The 19,986-nt window shown below is 34.4% G+C and carries 13 protein-coding genes and 4 tRNA genes; 5 read left to right on the top strand and 12 right to left on the bottom strand.

What is annotated here, in order from left to right:
- The 3 genes from KEM10_RS15845 to KEM10_RS15835 form a co-directional block, all read left to right on the top strand.
- Window positions 1–1,152 (top strand): type II toxin-antitoxin system HipA family toxin (locus KEM10_RS15845; protein ID WP_212217007.1); only part of this gene is annotated, 1,152 nt, incomplete at its 5' end.
- Window positions 1,153–1,799: 647 nt separating this feature from the next.
- On the top strand, window positions 1,800–3,854 hold the full coding sequence (locus KEM10_RS15840) for a hypothetical protein (RefSeq protein WP_212217006.1): 2,055 nt from the start codon (window positions 1,800–1,802) through the stop codon (window positions 3,852–3,854).
- 324 nt (window positions 3,855–4,178) lie between these two features.
- Window positions 4,179–5,021: an ArdC family protein gene (locus KEM10_RS15835; RefSeq protein WP_212217005.1), complete on the top strand. Its 843-nt coding sequence runs from the start codon at window positions 4,179–4,181 to the stop codon at window positions 5,019–5,021.
- 359 nt (window positions 5,022–5,380) lie between these two features.
- On the opposite strand, the gene KEM10_RS15830 is transcribed toward KEM10_RS15835, so the two are convergent.
- The 6 genes from KEM10_RS15830 to mutS all read right to left on the bottom strand — a co-directional run bounded on the left by KEM10_RS15830 (window position 5,381) and on the right by mutS (window position 10,135).
- Window positions 5,381–5,464, bottom strand: a tRNA-Leu gene (locus KEM10_RS15830).
- A 9-nt stretch (window positions 5,465–5,473) separates the two neighbouring features.
- A tRNA-Gly gene (locus KEM10_RS15825) sits at window positions 5,474–5,546 on the bottom strand.
- A 210-nt stretch (window positions 5,547–5,756) separates the two neighbouring features.
- Window positions 5,757–6,962, bottom strand: coding sequence for a site-specific integrase (locus KEM10_RS15820; protein ID WP_212217004.1), 1,206 nt, complete (start codon window positions 6,960–6,962; stop codon window positions 5,757–5,759).
- 282 nt (window positions 6,963–7,244) lie between these two features.
- Window positions 7,245–7,331 (bottom strand) — tRNA-Leu (locus tag KEM10_RS15815).
- A 9-nt stretch (window positions 7,332–7,340) separates the two neighbouring features.
- Window positions 7,341–7,413, bottom strand: a tRNA-Gly gene (locus KEM10_RS15810).
- 139 nt (window positions 7,414–7,552) lie between these two features.
- On the bottom strand, window positions 7,553–10,135 hold the full coding sequence (gene mutS / locus KEM10_RS15805; RefSeq protein WP_244825921.1) for a DNA mismatch repair protein MutS: 2,583 nt from the start codon (window positions 10,133–10,135) through the stop codon (window positions 7,553–7,555).
- 225 nt (window positions 10,136–10,360) lie between these two features.
- Between mutS and KEM10_RS15800 the strand changes: the two genes are divergently transcribed.
- Window positions 10,361–10,531, top strand: a complete 171-nt coding sequence (locus KEM10_RS15800) for a hypothetical protein (RefSeq protein WP_212217002.1) — start codon at window positions 10,361–10,363, stop codon at window positions 10,529–10,531.
- A 24-nt stretch (window positions 10,532–10,555) separates the two neighbouring features.
- On the opposite strand, the gene KEM10_RS15795 is transcribed toward KEM10_RS15800, so the two are convergent.
- The 6 genes from KEM10_RS15795 to KEM10_RS15770 all read right to left on the bottom strand — a co-directional run bounded on the left by KEM10_RS15795 (window position 10,556) and on the right by KEM10_RS15770 (window position 16,615).
- The gene (locus tag KEM10_RS15795; protein WP_212217001.1) at window positions 10,556–11,272 is read right to left on the bottom strand and encodes a 2-phosphosulfolactate phosphatase; all 717 of its coding nucleotides are present in this window, start codon (window positions 11,270–11,272) and stop codon (window positions 10,556–10,558) included.
- A complete protein-coding gene (locus tag KEM10_RS15790) occupies window positions 11,262–12,605 on the bottom strand; it encodes an MATE family efflux transporter (RefSeq protein ID WP_212217000.1) in 1,344 nt (447 codons plus the stop codon). Before KEM10_RS15790 ends, KEM10_RS15795 begins: the two co-directional genes overlap by 11 nt.
- A 51-nt stretch (window positions 12,606–12,656) precedes the next feature.
- Window positions 12,657–14,810, bottom strand: a complete 2,154-nt coding sequence (locus KEM10_RS15785) for a peptidase domain-containing ABC transporter (protein WP_212216999.1) — start codon at window positions 14,808–14,810, stop codon at window positions 12,657–12,659.
- Window positions 14,810–15,955: an HlyD family secretion protein gene (locus KEM10_RS15780; protein ID WP_212216998.1), complete on the bottom strand. Its 1,146-nt coding sequence runs from the start codon at window positions 15,953–15,955 to the stop codon at window positions 14,810–14,812. Before KEM10_RS15780 ends, KEM10_RS15785 begins: the two co-directional genes overlap by 1 nt.
- Window positions 15,956–16,053: 98 nt before the next feature.
- Window positions 16,054–16,311: a hypothetical protein gene (locus tag KEM10_RS15775; protein ID WP_212216997.1), complete on the bottom strand. Its 258-nt coding sequence runs from the start codon at window positions 16,309–16,311 to the stop codon at window positions 16,054–16,056.
- Window positions 16,312–16,474: 163 nt separating this feature from the next.
- Window positions 16,475–16,615: a hypothetical protein gene (locus KEM10_RS15770; protein WP_212216996.1), complete on the bottom strand. Its 141-nt coding sequence runs from the start codon at window positions 16,613–16,615 to the stop codon at window positions 16,475–16,477.
- Window positions 16,616–16,700: 85 nt separating this feature from the next.
- Between KEM10_RS15770 and KEM10_RS15765 the strand changes: the two genes are divergently transcribed.
- On the top strand, window positions 16,701–19,925 hold the full coding sequence (locus KEM10_RS15765; RefSeq protein WP_212216995.1) for a CHAT domain-containing protein: 3,225 nt from the start codon (window positions 16,701–16,703) through the stop codon (window positions 19,923–19,925).
- The last annotated feature ends 61 nt before the right edge of the window (window positions 19,926–19,986 follow it).

Here is a 19,986-nt window from a genome sequence, read left to right as displayed (position 1 = left end):
TATGATAAAGATTGGTTACAAAGAGGTTTTAATCATCTCCTGGATCCCAATCTTCAGTTTTATTCGGGATTGCATTATGCTGATGAGGATCAGGGTAATTTTGGTTTGTTTTTGGATTCATCACCTGATCGTTGGGGAAGAATTCTTATGAGACGAAGGGAAGCGGCACTGGCTAGAAAAGAAGGTCGAAATACCGGCACTCTTTATGAAACAGATTATTTATTGGGTGTTTATGATGAGCATCGAATGGGAGCAATGCGTTATAAGGTTGATCCGGATGGTCCGTTTCTGAATGATAACAGAGAAATGGCAAGTCCTCCGTGGACCTCACTAAGAGAACTGGAACAGATAAGTCTTCGACTGGAAGAAGATGATGTGATTGATGATCCGGATTATCTGAAATGGTTAAGTATGCTTGTTGCTCCGGGAGCATCTTTGGGAGGGGCAAGACCCAAAGCGAGTGTTCTTGATGAATCAGGTAATCTGTGGATTGCTAAATTTCCAAGTCGTAATGATCAGGGAGATGCTGGCGGATGGGAAATTGTAACCTATGAAATGGCAATCAATGCAGGAATAAATATGGCTGAGTCCATGGCAAGAAAATTTTCCTCCGATCATTATACATTTCTGACTAAGAGATTTGACAGGACAGTAACAGGAGAGAGGCTGCATTTTGCTTCTGCTATGACTATGTTGGGATATACAGATGGTCAGGATCACAGTGATGGAGCCAGCTATCTGGAGTTAGTGGAATTCTTGCAGAATAATGGTGCCAGGGTGAATGAAGATTTGGAGGAGTTATGGCGACGAATTGTTTTTAGTATTTGTGTATCTAATACGGATGATCATCTTCGTAATCATGGTTTTATTTTAACTGAAAAGGGGTGGGTGTTGTCACCTGCATATGACATTAATCCAGTGGAAACAGGAACCGGACTGAAATTGAATATTTCAGATGATGATAATGCTTTGGATCTGGATTTAGCACTGGAAGTCTCTGAATTCTTTCGTCTTTCAGAATCACGAGCAAATGAAATTATCAAAGAAGTAAAATCATCTGTCAGTAAGTGGAGAGAAATTGCTGGTAAATATGGTATATCCAGAACTGACCAGGAATTAAAAGCTTTGGCTTTTAGTAAAGCCGATATCTGATTGTGTATCCCACATAACCACCGTTTGCCGAGACAGTTTTCTCTTCTGTAATTAGGCCTGTTATTGACAGTCTCAAAAACTGGTTTTAAAAATGTGTTTCACGGTTTGGTGTTTTATGAGTATTTTATGATTAATGGTAGTCAAACAGATATTTTCCACATCAACATATTCTTTCCATTAATCAATAGTTTAACATAGATTACCAACACCAAATAAGCTACTCCACTGACATTCTAACCAATAGCAATTTTCCTTGTTTTTCTTCCCTTATGCCTTTGTTTTGATTGATTTGATCTTCTTTTGCCTGGCAGTGAAACACACAAAAAAGGGAGGCTTGACACCTCCCCGAAATTTAATTACAGCTCTCGTTACGTTGTGCCCGGACAATCGCCCAGACCGAGAAAATACAACTGATTATAGTGGCAACTGATGCCGCGATAGCTGCCACTGCGATTAGTATTTCCATACTTGTATTATAGAATATTTTTTTCGAAATAACTGTTTTCATCAGAGTTTTTTAATTTAAAAAGGATTGTTCCATTATTTAAACTGACTGTTGATAAGTTAATTATAACAATTCAGGATTTTCTATTCTACAATTATTAATCCATAGTTATTTTAGTAGTTGCTTTTGAAATTGATTATTTATGAATACAAAACGGATTGTCACATATAGTTTACTGGCTCATATAAATAACACAGGTACGTTGTCTAAAGGACTTATTGAAGTATTCGTGCCTTTGGCAAAGCGAGCACTAGCTGAATTAAATAAGAAAGGAATCTTTAAAGGAAAAAGTATTAGGGAAATTCAAAAGAAAATTGCTTGTCTTTATGGTTTAGAGATTCCAGCTCCGGTACTAAAAAATATTCTTTATAAAATTAGTGAGGAAGTAAATGAAGAATCTAATGTTAAGTTTACTCTTTATCAAGATGGTGCTTTTGCACTGCAAAACTATGTTTTCACTGAATTTGATGCAATTGTAGCACAAAAAGAAAAGGAAGTGGATGACATTGAAAAGCTGTTTCGTGAGTTCTGTAAAACAAGTGAAATCGCTAAAGAGGATTATTCATCTATCTTTTCTTTTCTGGAGAAAAACAAAATTCAGATTTCTAAGTACATTAGTGAAACAACAAATGGCAATGGTAAGGATTATTCAATAGAAGCTCAGTTTATTGAGTTTTTTCGAAATGTACCTCCTGTGTTCGAGAAGCTTAAAGATTTGTACTTAGGTACTATAATCAGTTCCTACATTGAATATAGTTCTCCACAAATGAAAACACCAGTGGAACTGTTATTTGATACTAATTTTTTGGTTAGCCTTTTGGATCTAAATACAGAGGAATCTACTAATTCTTGCAGAACATTGGTTTCCCTGGCAAAGCAACATGGTTATAAATTGACCGTCCTAAAAGACACTATTGACGAAACAGAGAGGTTATTGAGGCGTAGAAGTGAACATTTTAATGCTCATTACCTAACAAAAAAGATCAATCCAGAGGATATATATAATGCTTGTGACAGGCGCAATCTGACAAAAACAGATTTAGAACATATTGCCGACACCCTCCAGGAAACATTGGTTAAGGAGTATGGAATTTATATTATACCACATACAGATAAGTACAGGAATAAGGCCAAGTTTAGTAAGGAATTTGCATCCTTAAAGGAGTATAGAAACAATGAAGCTGCTGCATTGCATGATGCTACCGCTTTATATTACGTTCGAGATAAAAGGAACGATGAAAAAATTAAATCGTTTGACCGGGTGCCTTGTTGGTTTGTCAATAATGCTGTTAACTATGTTTTTCATGATGCTAGTGAGAGTGAGAGAAAATATAAGAATGGACACCAACCTGAAATAATTAAGGCAGATGTACTGCTCAATATATTATGGCTTGCAAACCCGAATCAACAATGTAATGCCAATATTGCGCATACAGGTCTGGCATGTCTAGTGTCAAGCTCCTTAATAGAATCAATGCCTAAAAACTCTATCATCAAAGAATTAGATGATAATATCAACAAGTATGCTAATGAGGATTTGACACCGGAACAAGTTGTCCGGGTTGCTAAACGAATAGCCAATAAACAGGTTAATGACCTTGACCAACTAAATAGTTTGGCAAAAGATGATAAAGAAGCGTTTGTCAAGCGGCTGCAAAAAGAAGCGGAGAAGCAAAAGCAAATTGAGATTAAGCGTAATGAACAGGTCAATGATATTTTGAATGAGTTTGAAAAAGAAACAAAGCGTTTATCCGAACAGAATAACTCAGCTGAAGTACTTAATGCAGAAAATGAGGCATTGAAAACTAACGTTTCTGATCTGTCTGTTAAGCTTAAAGAACTACAAAACAAAGAGCGCATTCGGGAGAATGAAATAAGACAAAAAAAGCGAGAGGAGCTAATAGATAACCATCTTAAAAAGTGGAGGAGAAAATCCTGGATAGAATTAGTTGTGTGTCTAATATTCTTAATTGCTCCCTTGGTTGTTATTTTATGGCTCAGTCAATGGGATATTGAATCTGCTCAATTAAAGTTCCAAGAGTATCAATCGAATTTTATCATTGGTGCAGGTATAACTCTTTTATCTATAATTTTTAATGCTGTTGTCATTAGAACCTTGTTTAACAAGTATAGAAACCACTCTAACATTAATGCCTTTAAAACAACAATACCTATTCCTGAAGAATTGAAAGAGTAGAAAACTAATTAAGGTATTAAATCGGAATCCTTGCCATTTGGCAGGGATTTTTATTTGGTGTAATAGTTTCCCAAAAACCAGGTTTTATAATTTAGTTTGGAAATCCACACCATTAGATTCTGACAAAGTTATTAATCGCTGTCCGGAAAAGTCAAGTGCGGCTGATTTTGAAAATGTCAGCCGTCCTTCGGATGCGTTCAGATTTTTGTTTAATCAAAAATCTGACATACACACTTGACAAGATTCCATCCATCTCAATGATATACGCCAAAATTAATGGCGTGCCAGTAGCCCATATAAATCCGCAGGGCAGCGGTGGATTCTATGAAAGGTTTTGATATTTATGGAACAGTCACCAATTTGATTATTGATCGATTGGAAAAAGGTGTTATTCCTTGGGCAATGCCCTGGAAAACGTCAAATGGTATACCTCGAAATCTAATATCCAATAAACCATATCGAGGATTTAATTTCTGGTATCTGCTAAGTTTTGATTTTGAACAACCTTACTTTCTTACATTTAATCAGGCTAAAGAGCTGGGAGCATACATTAAAAAAGGAGCTAAATCATATATGGTTATTTTTTGGAAGATGCTTAAATATGAGAAAGAAGATGAATTGAAAGAAATACCTATTCTTCGTTATTATCGTGTATTTCATATTGATGATATTGAAGGTGTTGATTCTGATAAGATTCCTGATGATAAACCTTACGATCATGACTTTAAGGCTATTGATTCTTGTGAGAAAGTTGTTTCTGAATGGAAAGAATCACCGGTAATTAGGTTTGGTAAGAAAAAAGCGTGTTATATACCTTCGTTGGATGAAGTGCATATGCCGGATGCAGAGAGCTTTTTCAAAGATGAAGAATTTTATTCCTGCTTATTCCATGAGTTAGTTCATAGCACAGGTCACATTAATAGGTTGAATCGCCATCAAACATACTCAAACCATCATTTTGGAAGTTGTGATTATAGTAAAGAAGAACTTATTGCTGAAATGGGCGCTGCATATCTGTGTGGTATTTGTGGGATTGAAAAAGATACTATAGATAATAGTGCTGCGTACATTCAAGGATGGTTGAAAAAACTAAGGAATGATCAAAAGTTTATAGTTTCGGCATCAAGTCTGTCTCAGCAGGCTGTTGATTATATCATAGGGGAGTAACCTGTATGAATATGGTTTTATTCTAATATTGAATTGGAAATATCTTTTCGAAATATTAATTTCACATGCTGCAACAACGGTTGCTTAAACTCAATAGTAATTAGATAAATAGCTAATTCTTAAACTTTCAAATAGCTATTGAGTAGTGAAGTTTCCATAAAAGGAATAAATAAAGCAACCATAAAATATTAATTAATCGTTCCCGATTGTAATATTGTTGGTTGCTTTGTTATATGTATAAGTACTACTTATAACTTTTGAAGGTTAAATTATGTAAATGAGACACTATAGAGATCTATGTTTATTGAATTATTTTGCAATAAAAAAGCGCTTAAAACATTGGTTTTAAGCGCTTTGAGTACCGAAGGCGGGACTTGAACCCGCACGACCTAATGGTCACAGGATTTTAAGTCCTGCGTGTCTACCAATTCCACCACTTCGGCATCCTTGAGAGCGAAAAACGGGACTCGAACCCGCGACCCCGACCTTGGCAAGGTCGTGCTCTACCAACTGAGCTATTTTCGCATTCATTCTGTTACAATCTCAATGCCACTCCTTTGTTGACTTTGCTTTTTTTCTCGATTGCGGATGCAAAACTAGTGTATTAATATGATTAGGCAAACAATTATTGTGAAAAAATATACATAGTAGTTGAATAATGGTGTAAGTTTAAGAATAAGAGTTTATTAAAGTTAAATAAATTAGTGTTGATTGGAAACATAAATTGTTGTCATTCTACATACCTAATTTCTTTCTCAAAGTCATCATATCCTCTGATATTTTTGACTCCAGTACTCTTGCATAGATTTGAGTAATTTTTAATGATTTATGCCCAAGTATTTTTGATACTGTTTCGATGGGAACACCATTAGATAAAGTAACGGTTGTTGCAAAGGTATGACGAGCCATATGCATTGTTAGATGCTTGTTTATACCACAGACTGTTGCTATCTCTTTAAGATAACTATTAAGTTTTTGATTTGAAGATACAGGTAAAACTCTACCTTTGAGTAAAGCTTCTGGATAACATGAGTATTGTTCAATAATTTTTAGAGCATTCGGGAATAGTGGTATAGAGCATTGAGATTTAGTTTTGGTGCGATTAATAATAATCCATTGATTTCCATCATTACGTGTTTGGATATGGTTAGTATTTAATTTTGATATATCAGAATATGCTAATCCTGTATAACAAGCAAATACGAATATATCTCTTACGATAGCTAAACGATCTATTTCAATTTGTTTTGTTTCTAATCGATGTAATTCGTCTTTAGTCAAGAATTCACGATTGGTTTGCTGTAATTTCGTTTTAAACTGATTGTAGGGACTCTTTTGAATAAATTCCATTGATACAGCTAGGTTCATTATTCTTTTAATGTGCTTATGGTAGTTCCAGGCTGTATTCTGGTGTACTCCATATTCAGCCTTTAAGAACATATCGAACTGGTTTAGGAAATTATAATTAATCGAATTTATTGGTGTGTCTCCTTTGTGAAGTTGATTTCTGAGAAACTCAGCTAATTTTTTACGTGTAACACGATAATGTTTCAAGGTTCGATAAGCATAACCATGACCGATATTGTTTTCTATGGTTTTAAGATAATAATCAAATACCTCTAAAATACCTTTTGAATTTCTTATACCTTTATATTCGTCTTTAATGTCATCGACATTAAAATTTTTACCTGAGGATACTAAACGATTATAAGTGTCATGGAGTGCAGTGTCTACTTTTTTTAATCTGTTGTTTAATGATTCAGCGTTTGGTGCGTCATCTTTAACTAATTGTCTGACTTCATCCCAATCTTCTGGTTTGATTATAACTGATGTTGACAATTCAAGCCGTCTTTTGTTATAAGTAAACCTGGCGAATACAGTACATGTACCATCTTTTCGAATTCTTTCTTTGCGAAGGGCAAAACATAAATAAAACCTCATAATAATACTTTTTTAAGGTTTTGAGTGCTTGTTCACTTTGTTAGTGTAAGTTGAATAGTTTAGTTCTCAAAACCAAGTTTAAATAATATCAAAATGAGTCAAATTGTATTCTGTGAACTAGGTAGTTAGGTATCGAAGTGAACAAGATTTTAAAAATATTGCTTGTTCACGTCTTGTTCACTCAAACTGCCTATTTTGAACACATTTTATTGAAGTTAACCGAAAATAAAAAGCGCTTAAAACTGTTGTTTTAAGCGCTTTTGGTTCTGGATGAATCCAGCTTGGTACCCGAGGCGGGACTTGAACCCGCACGGCCTAATGGCCACAGGATTTTAAGTCCTGCGTGTCTACCAATTCCACCACTCGGGCATCCTTGTGAGCGAAAAACGGGACTCGAACCCGCGACCCCGACCTTGGCAAGGTCGTGCTCTACCAACTGAGCTATTTTCGCGTTCAATGCTTCTGAAACTCTTTATCCATCCGTTGTTGGCGTTGTTTTGTTTCTCGATTGCGGATGCAAATATAGACCTAATTTTTATATCTCCAAAATAAATATTTACGATTTGTTGAAAAAAGAAGAGGGGAAGAGTCTAACTTACTCCTATCCATTTTTTTATCTCGTTTAATTTATTTAGTGCTTCCATGGGAGTTAAATTGTTAACATCCAAATCGGCTATTTCATCACGAATTTGTTTCAATACAGGGTCGTCTAGTTGGAAGAAACTTAACTGCATTCCTTCTCTATTATTTGAGATATCATCAATGGGTTTACTCAAATCACCATGTCGATTCGATTGCTCTAAGTCTCCTAAGATGGAGTCAGCCCTTTTAACAACACTTTTAGGCATTCCGGCCATGCGTGCCACGTGTATACCAAAACTATGATTACTGCCACCCGGAACCAGTTTTCGAAGAAAAATTACTTTATTATCGACCTCTTTAACCGATACATTGTAGTTTTTGCATCTTTTGTAAGTTTTTTCCATCTCATTTAGTTCATGATAATGGGTAGCAAATAGTGTTTTGGCGCCGGCCTTTTTGTTTTCGTGAATATATTCAACAATCGACCATGCAATTGAAATACCGTCGTAGGTACTGGTTCCTCGCCCTAATTCATCAAACAAAACCAGACTGCGTTTGGTAAGATTATTCAGTATGCTGGCTGCTTCATTCATTTCAACCATAAAGGTAGATTCTCCTAAGCTTATGTTATCAGATGCACCAACACGCGTAAATATTTTATCAACCACACCAATAGTTGCCGATTCGGCAGGTACATAACATCCAATTTGTGCCATTAAAGTAATTAAGGCAGTTTGACGTAACAGCGCTGATTTACCTGCCATATTAGGCCCGGTTATAATAATTACTTGTTGCTTGTCATTATCGAGATATACATCATTGGGGACGTAGGATTCACCAATAGGTAATTGTTTTTCAATAACAGGATGTCGACCGGCTTTAATGCTTAACTCAAGAGAGTCGTTAATTACAGGCCGAACAAATTTCGATTCTGCTGCCAGATTGTTAAATGAAACTAATACATCAATTTTTGATAATAAGGTTGCATTTAGTTGAATAGCAGCGATAAATTCAGCAACAGCAATAATTAAATCATTATATAACTTAGTTTCTATTGCTAATATTTTTTCTTCAGCACCCAGAATTTTTGACTCATACTCCTTTAACTCTTCAGTAATATACCGCTCGGCGCTTACCAATGTTTGTTTACGAATCCATTCTTGAGGTACTTTATCCTTGTGTGTATTTCTTACTTCTATATAATATCCGAAAACATTGTTAAAGGCAATTTTAATACTAGGTATATTGGTTTCTTCACTTAATCGCTGCTGAAGATTAGCCAAGTAATCTTTTCCTGAATATGCAATTTTGCGAAGATCATCCAATTCTTCCGAAACGCCTTCTTGAATGACTCCTCCCTTAGATACCAAAACCGGAGGTTCAGACTGTATTTGGCGATGAATTCGTTCGCGAATGGTTGCACATCCGTTAAGTTGGTCTCCTATATGTTTCAGGTGTTGATTATCACTTGATAAACAACCTTCTTTGATAGGATCAATGGCAAAAAGGGCCATTTTTAATTGAATTAATTCACGAGGCGTTATTCTTCCTGCTGCAACTTTGGCAACCAATCTTTCCAAATCACCAATTGAATGTAAGGCATCCATAATGGAATCTTTCAGTTCGGGTGTTTTGAAAAAATATTCAACAACACTCAAGCGATCATCAATAGGCTTTACATCTTTTAAAGGAAGAGCTACCCATCGTTTTAACATTCTCGAACCCATAGGACTGATGGTTCTGTCAATAACATCAGTCAACGATTTTCCACCATCGTTTAATGAGCTGAAAAGTTCAAGGTTACGAATGGTGAACTTATCGAGCCACACATATTTATCCTCATCTATTCTGCCTAGAGTGGTTATGTGTTGTACTTTATGGTGTTGTGTCAGGTCGAGGTAATGAATGATGGCTCCTGCAGCCGTGATTCCGTAAGTTAAGTTTTGTACTCCAAATCCTTTTAACGAATTGGTTTCAAAGTGTTTTAATAATCTATCATGGGCCGAGTCTGGTGCAAAAGCCCAATCGTCAAAAGCATAGGTGTAGTATTTCGGACCAAAAGCTTCTTCGAATTGCTGTCTCTTTCCTTTTTCGTATAATACCTCTTTAGGCTTGAAATTGGCTAGTAATTTCTCAACATATTCCGATGATCCTTCTGAAGTTAAAAATTCTCCGGTTGATATGTCAAGAAAAGCCACACCCGTTACTTTCTTATCGAAATGAACACTGGCAAGAAAGTTATTTTCTTTGTGCTCAAGTATATTGTCATTAATTGCCACTCCGGGAGTTACCAACTCGGTTACTCCTCGTTTAACAATGGTTTTGGTTGCTTTCGGATCTTCTAACTGATCGCAAACCGCAACTCGTTCACCAGCACGTACTAATTTGGGTAAATAGGTATCTAACGCATGGTGTGGAAATCCGGCTAATTCAACGTATGAGGCAGACCCATTGGCTCTTCGTGTTAAAGTAATACCTAAAATTTCGGAAGCTTTAATAGCATCTTCAGAAAACGTTTCATAAAAGTCACCAACTCTGAAAAGTAATATAGCATCCGGATATTTCTCCTTAATGCTGTAGTACTGTTTCATTAAAGGTGTTTGTACGGTATCTTTTTTTGACTTTGCCAATGTAATAGAATTTAATGATTATCAACGAAAAGGAAGAATGTTGTATCCTGAATACTATTTTTTCTACCTCGCATAAGTTGCAAAGATAAAAATATCAGTTGCTCTCAGAAATCTTATTTATTAACAGGCGGTTGTTTTGATTCTTACATTTTGTTGGTATATTTAATTGTACCTAAATAAATCGCTATGAATCAAATTTTGAAAAATTTTGGAATCCTTTTAATTGTTTTAGGAGTTGTAGTATTGGTTATTTATACCATGAATCCTCCTGTTGGAAATGTATTATTAATATTAGCCGGTCTTTTAATGGTTGGTGGAATTGCAGCTCATGTTATTCTAAACAAAATTATTCAGTAGAATAAAATACAGAGGCTGTTTAATTTAAACAGCCTTTATTATGCTTTCACCATTCCATTTTAAAACAACATCGTATTTATTAGGTGTGAAACATTCGGTTAGATCATCATCGAATTGTTTACTTTTTAATACGTTGTAATGGTATCCTTTGGAAGCTAATTTTACAACGTTAGTTTTAGTTGATTGATATAAACTTAAAGATGCAATAGCAGAATCGGTTAAATCTACATTTTCAAGTTTAGCATTTAATAAGCTAATAATAAAGCCGGCACAAAGATTATCTTCTAAGGTGTAAACTCCATTGTTGCCAGAGCAAATTAAAACAATATCATTAGAGTTGATAAGTTGATTTACTGTAGCCTGAGCATTTAAAAAGGATGCAATAAAAAGCTCATCAGATTCCACTGCGTTTTTTATAGCTAATGTTCCGTTGGTTGTGGTAATGATCAAGCATTTATTTTCAATCACTTCTTTGGTGTATGATAAAGGTGAATTGCCATAATCAAAACCCTCAATAAGTTCGGCATTTCTTTCTCCACCCAAGATGGTATTATTTCCTTTCTTGGATTTAATTTGAAAAGCATCTTCTGGTGTAAGAACGGGAATGATTTGGGTAGCATTATTCTGAATGGCGGTAGTCATTACAGAAGTCGCTCGTAAAATATCAATTACTACTGATGTTTTCCCTTTTACTTTTTTTGATGTTACTTCCTGTGCAGTATTTATTACGTCAATTTTCATAATTTCTTCGGTAAAGTGTTCTAAATCTAATGAGCAAAAATACACCGGCTGAAGCTAATCCAACCATATAGCCAATCCAAATTCCAATGGGACCGGCATTAAAAATAAAGGTCACTAAATATCCGGTTGGAACAGAGATAAGCAAATAGGCAATTCCAGCACCAATAACGGGAGCTACAACATCTTCCAAACCTCTTAATATACCTAAGGTGATAACTTGAATTCCATCAAAAATCTGAAAGAAAGCTGCAACAATCATTAAAACAGAAGCCAAAAGAATTACTTCCTGTTCGTCGACAAATAAGCTTGGTAAAAAATGACGAAGGTTAAAAAATAATACTCCTGTCAAACTCATAAATATAATCACAAGATGTAACGAGGCAAAAGCAGTGTTTTTTATTTCGTGGAATAATTTTTTGCCACGGAATATGCTAACTTTAATTGTTGTGGCAGAGGCTAATCCGGATGACATCATATAGGTCAGGCTGGCTAAACTTAAAACTATTTGATGAGCAGCCAAACTTTCTGCATTTATCCAACCCATCATAATACTACCCAGACTGAAAGCAAAAATTTCAATTACAAATTGCAGTCCTATAGGCATTCCCAGCTTGCTTATTTTCTTAAATGCATCAATCGAAAAAGAACTGGTATGTGTTTTTATGTAATCTTTATAACGATTAATTCGTGGTAAAATAATAGTGAAGGAAATTGCCATCATAATTCTGGAGGCTAGAGTGCCAATTCCTGCTCCAATTAAGCCTAATGCAGGTACACCAAAATGACCATATATGAGTATGAAGTTGAGGATTACATTTAAAATATTACCACCAATGGTAATTATCATGGCAATTTTTGTGTTGCTTAATCCTTCGGTAAACTGTTTATAGGTATTAAAAACTTGAAGCGGTATTATAGAAGTTGCTAACAATAAAAAGTATGGGCCAGCTTCTTTCCAAACACTTTCTTCTTGGCCCATGTAGGGAAGCACAAAATAAAAAGCACCAGATATAAGGGTTAATATTGCTCCTATAATAAAGTTGGCCCACAATCCTTGTTTCAGCCAGTAAGCACATTCTTCTTTTTTACGGGCACCAAAGGCTTTCCCTACCAATGGGGTTAACGCAAAAGTTATTCCTACACCAAAAAATAAAATGTTTATAAAAATACTGTTAGCATAAGAAGCCGCAGCCAAAGGGGTTGTTCCCACCTGACCAACCATAAGGGTGTCGGCCAGATTGACAAGCATCTGACCTGCCTGTGCTAAAACAATAGGTGTGGCCAGTTTTATATTTGGCCAATAATGTTGATTGTATCTGTTTTTTAGCTTCATTTCTTTCTTGAAAGAAGCGCAAAAGTACAAAGATTTAAGGAATGAAACTGTTTAACTTTTTCTGTGATGTTGCACCATCTCAAAAAATCGTCCATTTAGGCTGATTAAATCATTGTAATTGCCAGATTCAATGACTTTTCCTTTTTCAAATACCAATATTTGTTCTGCAATATTAATGGTGCTCATACGATGAGCTACCATAATGATCGTTTTCCCTTTCTTTTTTAAATCCAGTATCAGATTTTTAATACCTGTTTCTGTTCTGTCATCTAAAAAGGAAGTCGCCTCATCAAATACATATATTTCAGGATTTAGGTAGAGCATTCGCGCAATTGCCAATCTTTGTCGTTGACCACCTGATAATTGGTTGGCATTTTCACCCAGCCAGGTGTTTAGTCCTTCAGGCAGGTTGTCAATGATATCATGTAAGTTTAATAGATCAATTATCTCATAAATACGATTCATATCCGGTGAATAATCACCCAAAGCTATGTTTTCAATTAAATTACCCGCGAATAATTCAATATTCTGAGGTACAACGCCTACCGCTTTTCTGAGTTGAGTGTGTTCAACATTATTGATATCAGCATGCCCAATAGAAATGGCTCCGGATGAAATAGGGTAGAGTCCTTGTAATAGATAACCAATAGTCGACTTTCCAGAGCCACTATCACCTACCAATGCTGTTATGCAACCTTTGTTAATGGTGAAAGAAAGATTCTTAAAGAGTTCTTGTTCCAGTGTATATTGGAATTCAACGTCTTTAAATTTAATATCACCTATAATTAATTCTTCTAACTTGTTATATGAATTTCTATCATCAGTCTCTCTTTTTAAATCCAGGATTTCAAAGAGTCGATCGGTTGCAATGACAGCTCCCTGAATGGTTTTATTCATCCCGAGTAAACGAGAAACCGGGCCGGTAAAAAAACTGGTGATAGCAAAAAACGACATTAACTGACCTGGTGTTAATTGTTGATTAATAACACTTAATGCGCCAATCCATAATATTGCAATAGTGATTAGTCTGTTGATACTAAGAAGATTGTATGAGGATAATATATCAACTTTACCAGATCTGTAGACCTCTTCCAATACTTCCATTAATCGTGTCTCTGTTTTGGCAATAAAATAGTCTTCAGCTCCCATTTGTTTAATGGTTTTAGCTGCTTTGAGTGATTCAACCAGCTGAACTTCAAGTTTGGCTGTTTTTTTCATTTTATCCCTTTCAATTTTTCTGTTTGCCTTATTGGTGAGCAAAAAAACAAGTACGTAGATAGGGGTGACCGTCAATGTAAGTAGCGATAGTTTCCAGTTAATGATGGCCATTACAAGAAAAGCTACTAATATTATTAACAGATCAACTGTTGCCTCCACAGCAACCTGGTTAATAAAGTTTCGTATTTTAATGGCATCGTTTACCCTGGAAATAAGTTCACCAACACGCATGCTATCAAAAAAACGTTGCGGTAATTTCAATAAGTGTTGGAAGTATCCGGTTATTAGGGTGCTATCTATATTTTGTCCTACCTGCAGCACAAACCACGATTGCAGCATGCCTAACAGTAACTGAAAAATAATTACCAAAATCATTAAAATACCCATGAGGTTGAGTAAGTTAATGTTGTGTCCCACCAATACAAAATCGGTTAATTTTTGAATGTAAATGGCTGTGGATATTCCAAGGGTGGAAAAAGCTAAAGCACCTATTCCTGATTGAAGCAATATATGGTTATGTGGTCGAACCAGATTCCATAATTTTTTAGCCGCAGATTCTTTATGAACTCCTTGTTGAAAATCGATTGAAGGAATTAATAAAATGGTAATACCGGTCCATAAGTCTATGAAATTAGAAAGAGGCATATTTATTAACCTTCCTTCAGCCGGATCCATTATTTTAATTTTCCTCTTACCAACTTTATAAATAACAACATAATGATGTCCTCCTTCTGGTAATTTTAAATGGGCAATTGAGGGTAGTGGTATTTCAGGTAAATCGTCTTTGCTAATTTGTATGCCTTTGGCTTCAAAACCTATTGTTTCAGCCGCTTTAAGAATTCCATAGGCACTAGTACCACTTAAGTTAGTACCTGCTAATTCCCGAATTTTCCATAACCTTAACTTTAGCTTATAAAAACTGGCTACAGAAGCCAGGCAAGCAGCTCCGCAGTCGGCATGATCATATTGCTGAACCTTAATACTCATTATTGTGCAGGGTGATGGTTTATTTTAGGGTTTAACCAGTCGTTTATATTATCAAATAAAAGCTGAAATAATGTTCGTTGAGTTACAATGAAACGCCCTGTTATGCTCATGCCTTTTTTTAATTGTCCTTTTAAGCCATTATTTAACATCAGGTACTCAGAGTTCATCTTACTTCTTACTACATATACAAACTTACCGTCTTGATTAATGACATCATGAGAGATACTTTCAACATATCCATTCATCAGTCCCCATTGGTTGTAATTATATGAATCGACTTGTATTCTAACGGGCATCTTTTCTTTTATCAGCCCAATATCAGAAGGTGATACATAACATTCTGCCAATAAGTCCTCTTCCGGCGAAATCATAGCAATCGCTTCGTTTTCGTTTACAATACTTCCTTTAGCTATGCCGTTAAATGATAATATGTTGCCATCGAATGGCGCAGTTATTAGGAGTTGGTTCTTTTGTTGTAAAAGGTTTTCAATTTTCACCTTTAAATCTTGAATGTTAATGGTGAAGTTTTTTTTATCAAGCTCCCATTTTGCTCGTGTAGTAGTTTCAAAAACAAGCAAATCATCTTCCGAGTATTTTAGTTGGAACGAATCTTCCTGCAATGTGGAAATAGGAACGACATCATTATGATATAGTTGCTTGGTTCGTTGAAAATCAATCTTATTTTTCTCAATGGTTCTTTTTCGTTTTTTTATACCATTAATGAAATCTGCTTTTTCTTGAATGTAAAGCGGAGTTGTTATCTGTTTGTTTTGTTCATTAACCAGGATGTCAATGTCGTTAAGGTAAGATTGGTAAATATCTATCTGGGTTTGCGCAATGTCAACTTCACTGTCAATACCTTTTTGTTCCAATATTAATAGAGTATCTCCCTTAGAAACGGTTTGATTTTCTTTAATATTCAGAAATGCTACTTTGGCAGAAATTCCAGGGTAGATTGGGCTAATTTTGTTAATTGTTTTTATTATGCCTCTGCTTTGGGTGCTGACATCTACCTTAATAAGAGGAAGAGATATTAATGAGATGATAATTATTGAAAGTAAAATCCAATATAAAACGAAGCCTTTGTAGTAAAAGCGTGAGTAGATTTTAAACTTATTGTTTTTCCAAAGTGTGGTTTGAGGCATGATTTAGTTTCAGGGACGTTAAAATACTATTTAAAGTTGAAACGACCATAGCCTGATTGTGTGGAGTAATAATAATCTTGCAAAATAACTTTTTACACTTAATCTTCAACCCACTTAGTGCCGTTGATAAAATGGCCGGTTTTTGCATATTCAAAAGTCATTCTGCGTTTACAGTATGTTATGTCTGCACCTAAATTACGCATCATATCTAAGTAAAAGAAAAGCATGCGAACAGACATACTCATTTTACCGGCAAACTCATTAGGAGTTCCGGTTTCTTGTCTACGTATTTCCTGATCTATCCAGTTGATAGTTCGGTTTATTTCTTTTAGTGCCATAACTACTAGGTTTCCCATTTAACTAATATTAGGAAAGAGAAGAAGCGAAGCTAGAATCGGGAAACTTTTGGGGGGCTCCGCTTTCTTCTTTTCACTAACTGTGTCTGCGTTCAGACCATTATTCTTGAATTGAGATCTTTGATAAGTTTCTTCGTCCAAAGCACTTAATGTTTCTTTTATGTTAGATCTGCATTTTTACTTCTTCTTCATCTTCATAGTTATCTTCTTCACCACCAATAATCTTTTTTAAAAAAGCATTATCTTTAGAGTTAAACTTTATATATTGATTGCGTTTTTCCTGGGTAGTTTTAATTGTTTTCATGACCTATTGTTTTTGTTAGTTTTCATAGGTTAATTGCAAAACATCGAAATCGTAACACCTTTTTTAGAAAAAAAAATAAGATTTTTTGAAAAAAAATATTTTACATATATCAATAATGCTGATATTCAGCATTATGCATCCTTGTTTGTTGGGTGCTAAAAATGTTCAAGATACTATACAAGAAGAAGTTTTATCAGCATACTATCAAAATAGTTTTAAGGAAGTAATTGATATAGGAGCAAATTATCTAATAAATAAGGATAGTCTTTTATCCAGTTCTGAAGATCTTATTATTTTGGCACATGTTTTTAAGGCCTATGTACAAATTTCTGATTTGCCAAATGCATTTGATCTTCTTTCAGAACTAAAAAACCAAAATCAATCAGTTGAGTTTAGGGACTATGTCACTTTTTATGAAGCGTGTATTTATCTAGGTAGTAATAGGCGAAATGATGCGTTGTTGATTTTTAATAAATTATTGAATTTATCTGATGAGAAATCTTTACCAGACAGTATTCAAGCTAAGATATACCATAATTTAGCAATTTGTTATAGTAGTAATAGAAAGAAAAAGTTAGAGTTTACACGTAAATCATTTGAACTTTCAAAAAAGTTGCTTTATGAAAATAATGATTATCTAGGGTATAATATGTCTTCAGCTTCTTATATAAAGATTTTGAGTTCAGGATATAAAAGATATGAGGAAGCAAATGATTTATTTAAAGAGTTATTTAGTTTAAGCTTTAATAAGGAAGTAACAAGGGAGAATGAATATCTCTATAGTACTTATCTTCTTTTTTGCACTGATATAGGTTTGTCGAATGAACTTGACAAAACAGCTAGGAAGTTGGAAGATTTCTATCTTTCTAATTTAAACTCTTATCGTTTTGATCTAAGTATATTATATAATAGACTAGGATATTATTTGAAAAAAAGTGGTCGATATACTGAGGCATTAAATTATTATCAAAAAGCCCTCAATATTAGTGATCCAATTGTTAATTACAGAAATAATAGGCCGGAATCTTGCAAACAAATTGCAAGAATATATCGTGATCTGGATAATGAGAAGTTAAGTTTTAAATATGCAGAGCAAGCGATTAAAGAAGCTAAAATAAAAAAAACAAATGCACTTTATCTTAGTTATGCCAGCATTGCCAATTTATTTGCCAATTTGGACAGCTTAACTAGAGCAAAGGCTTACCTTGATTCCGCCATTGTTGATGCTATACAACAAGATCAGCTTAAATCAAATAAAATACTAAATAATCAAGTGGCCTGGACCTATTTAGCATTAAAAGATTACACCAAGAGTATTCAATATTTCAATCAACTCGAAAGTATTCTGCATAAAGATGAGAATTTTGCGCCTTATGAATATTGGGATAATACCAATGACATGGCTTTGGCATATTTAGGACTAAATGATTATGCTAATGTAATTGCCATACTTAATCCTGTTTACCAACAAGTAATACTTCAATATTCTTATGATATTCAGCAGAATAATGCCTCCCGGATTTCACGGCTGTTTAAAAGAGTGAATTTAAATTTGGCAAAAGCTTATTATGGAATATATAAGCAGACTAATATAAATGATCATTTACAAAAATCTCTGGAGCATTTGGAGCAAGCAGATCAATCCATTGATGCAGTGCGGTCGCAGTTAAACTTTGATACCGATAGAGTGGCCATGGGAGATTTGTATGCTGAATATATTGAGCTTGCTGTAAAAATAAACATAGATTTATATAATGTTACTCATCAAGAGTATTATTTGAAAAATGCATATGAATTTGCCCAAAAGGGAAAATCCTATTCATTATTGTTGGGCTTGAATGATAAACAAATTAAAGTTCGGGCAGGCATACCCGATTCGTTGATACAAGAAGAAAATCATTTAAAAGGTCGTTTGTCATTTTATCAAAACGAGGTGGATCATTTAAAATTAAGTGCAAAGCCTAACGAAGATGATTTGGCTTACCTTATGAATAATAGAGATAAATATCTGCAAGAATTGGATAGTTTGAATACTATTATCCAAACAAATTACCCAGATTATTACCAGTTAAAATATGTACCTCCTTTAGCATCGATTGAAGATATACAAAACAGGTTGGGTGATAATCAGGTTTTGATTGATTATTTATTATCTGATGACCGTTTAATTCAATTTATATTAACTCGTGATAGTTATAGAGTGAATGAAGTTCCGGTTGCTAATTTGTTTTACGATGATCTGAATTTGGTTTTGAAAGAAATTTCATCTCCGTTTTTAGGAAAAGGCAATTCGGTTGATAGGATTAAAACATTTGCAAAAGCTTCCAACTATTTATACACAAAATTGCTTGGTAGTATAAAAGAGGATATAAAAGGGAAAGATCTTATTATTATACCCCATGCCGAACTTGCTTATCTTTCATTTGAATCTTTACTAACAAAAGATGTTTCTTCTCAGAAACCTGATTTTAGACATTATCCATGGTTGATTAAAGAGTATAATCTTAGTTATGAATATAATGCTGCTATTTTGCCAGATTTCAATGAAAAGAAACGAATGTTTAATAAGGTATATTCTTTTGCACCTGAATATTACGGTGATGAATCAATGAAAGATTCTATATTGGTTAATATTCGTCAGGCAATAAATAACTATTTGATGCCTCTTGCTTCGGCAAAGGATGAAATTGAAAATATTAGTGAGATATTTAATTCTGAAATATATGAAGGGGATGAAGCAAGTAAAGCAAACTTTTTGCATAATGCCAATGCTAATAATATAATGCACCTGGCAATGCATTCGTTAAATGATGAGTTACTGCCTCTTAATTCACAACTGGTATTCTCTTCTGTGAATGATTCAAATGAGGTTTTAAAAGCATATGAACTTTATAATTACAATCTAAATTCTCCAATGGTTGTTTTAAGTTCTTGTAGTACAGGAAGGGGACGAAGAAAGAACGGGGAAGGTTTAATTAGTTTGGCAAGGGCATTTAAATTTTCTGGAGTAGAAACACAGGTGTTTACTTTATGGCCGGTTCATGATCAATCAGGAGCTAAGTTAACGGAGCTCTTTTATAGTCAGCTCAAGAATAAAAAATTTAAAGATGAAGCTTTACGTCATGCAAAACTTGAATTTATAGAGAGTTCAAGTGCTATTCAAGCACATCCTTATTATTGGGCAAACTATGTTGTAACCGGAAATACTAGTCCTATTGAGCAACAAAACCACTCTTATTACTGGTATTTATTATTGATTCTTCCTATATCGCTGATTGTTTTCATTAAAAGATTTAAAAATAATCAGTAAATTGACAATGTCCGTCGCATTCACCTAAAAAGAAATCTAATATTAGACTTACTTATGACTA

The sequence above is a fragment of the Carboxylicivirga linearis genome, assembly GCF_018271995.1.
GTDB classification, from domain to species: Bacteria; Bacteroidota; Bacteroidia; order Bacteroidales; family Marinilabiliaceae; genus Carboxylicivirga; species Carboxylicivirga linearis.
The sequence above is the reverse complement of the archived record's forward strand: the minus strand, read 5'-3'. Positions and strand labels throughout refer to the sequence as shown.

Excerpts from the sequence above, each read along its gene's own strand:
- KEM10_RS15840 (WP_212217006.1), top strand. The coding sequence starts at position 1,800 with ATGAATACAAAACGGATTGTCACATATAGTTTACTGGCTCATATAAAT.
- KEM10_RS15835 (WP_212217005.1), top strand. The coding sequence starts at position 4,179 with ATGAAAGGTTTTGATATTTATGGAACAGTCACCAATTTGATTATTGAT.
- KEM10_RS15820 (WP_212217004.1), bottom strand. The coding sequence starts at position 6,962 with ATGAGGTTTTATTTATGTTTTGCCCTTCGCAAAGAAAGAATTCGAAAA.
- mutS (WP_244825921.1), bottom strand. The coding sequence starts at position 10,135 with ATGAAACAGTACTACAGCATTAAGGAGAAATATCCGGATGCTATATTA.
- KEM10_RS15800 (WP_212217002.1), top strand. The coding sequence starts at position 10,361 with ATGAATCAAATTTTGAAAAATTTTGGAATCCTTTTAATTGTTTTAGGA.
- KEM10_RS15795 (WP_212217001.1), bottom strand. The coding sequence starts at position 11,272 with ATGAAAATTGACGTAATAAATACTGCACAGGAAGTAACATCAAAAAAA.
- KEM10_RS15790 (WP_212217000.1), bottom strand. The coding sequence starts at position 12,605 with ATGAAGCTAAAAAACAGATACAATCAACATTATTGGCCAAATATAAAA.
- KEM10_RS15785 (WP_212216999.1), bottom strand. The coding sequence starts at position 14,810 with ATGAGTATTAAGGTTCAGCAATATGATCATGCCGACTGCGGAGCTGCT.
- KEM10_RS15780 (WP_212216998.1), bottom strand. The coding sequence starts at position 15,955 with ATGCCTCAAACCACACTTTGGAAAAACAATAAGTTTAAAATCTACTCA.
- KEM10_RS15775 (WP_212216997.1), bottom strand. The coding sequence starts at position 16,311 with ATGGGAAACCTAGTAGTTATGGCACTAAAAGAAATAAACCGAACTATC.
- KEM10_RS15770 (WP_212216996.1), bottom strand. The coding sequence starts at position 16,615 with ATGAAAACAATTAAAACTACCCAGGAAAAACGCAATCAATATATAAAG.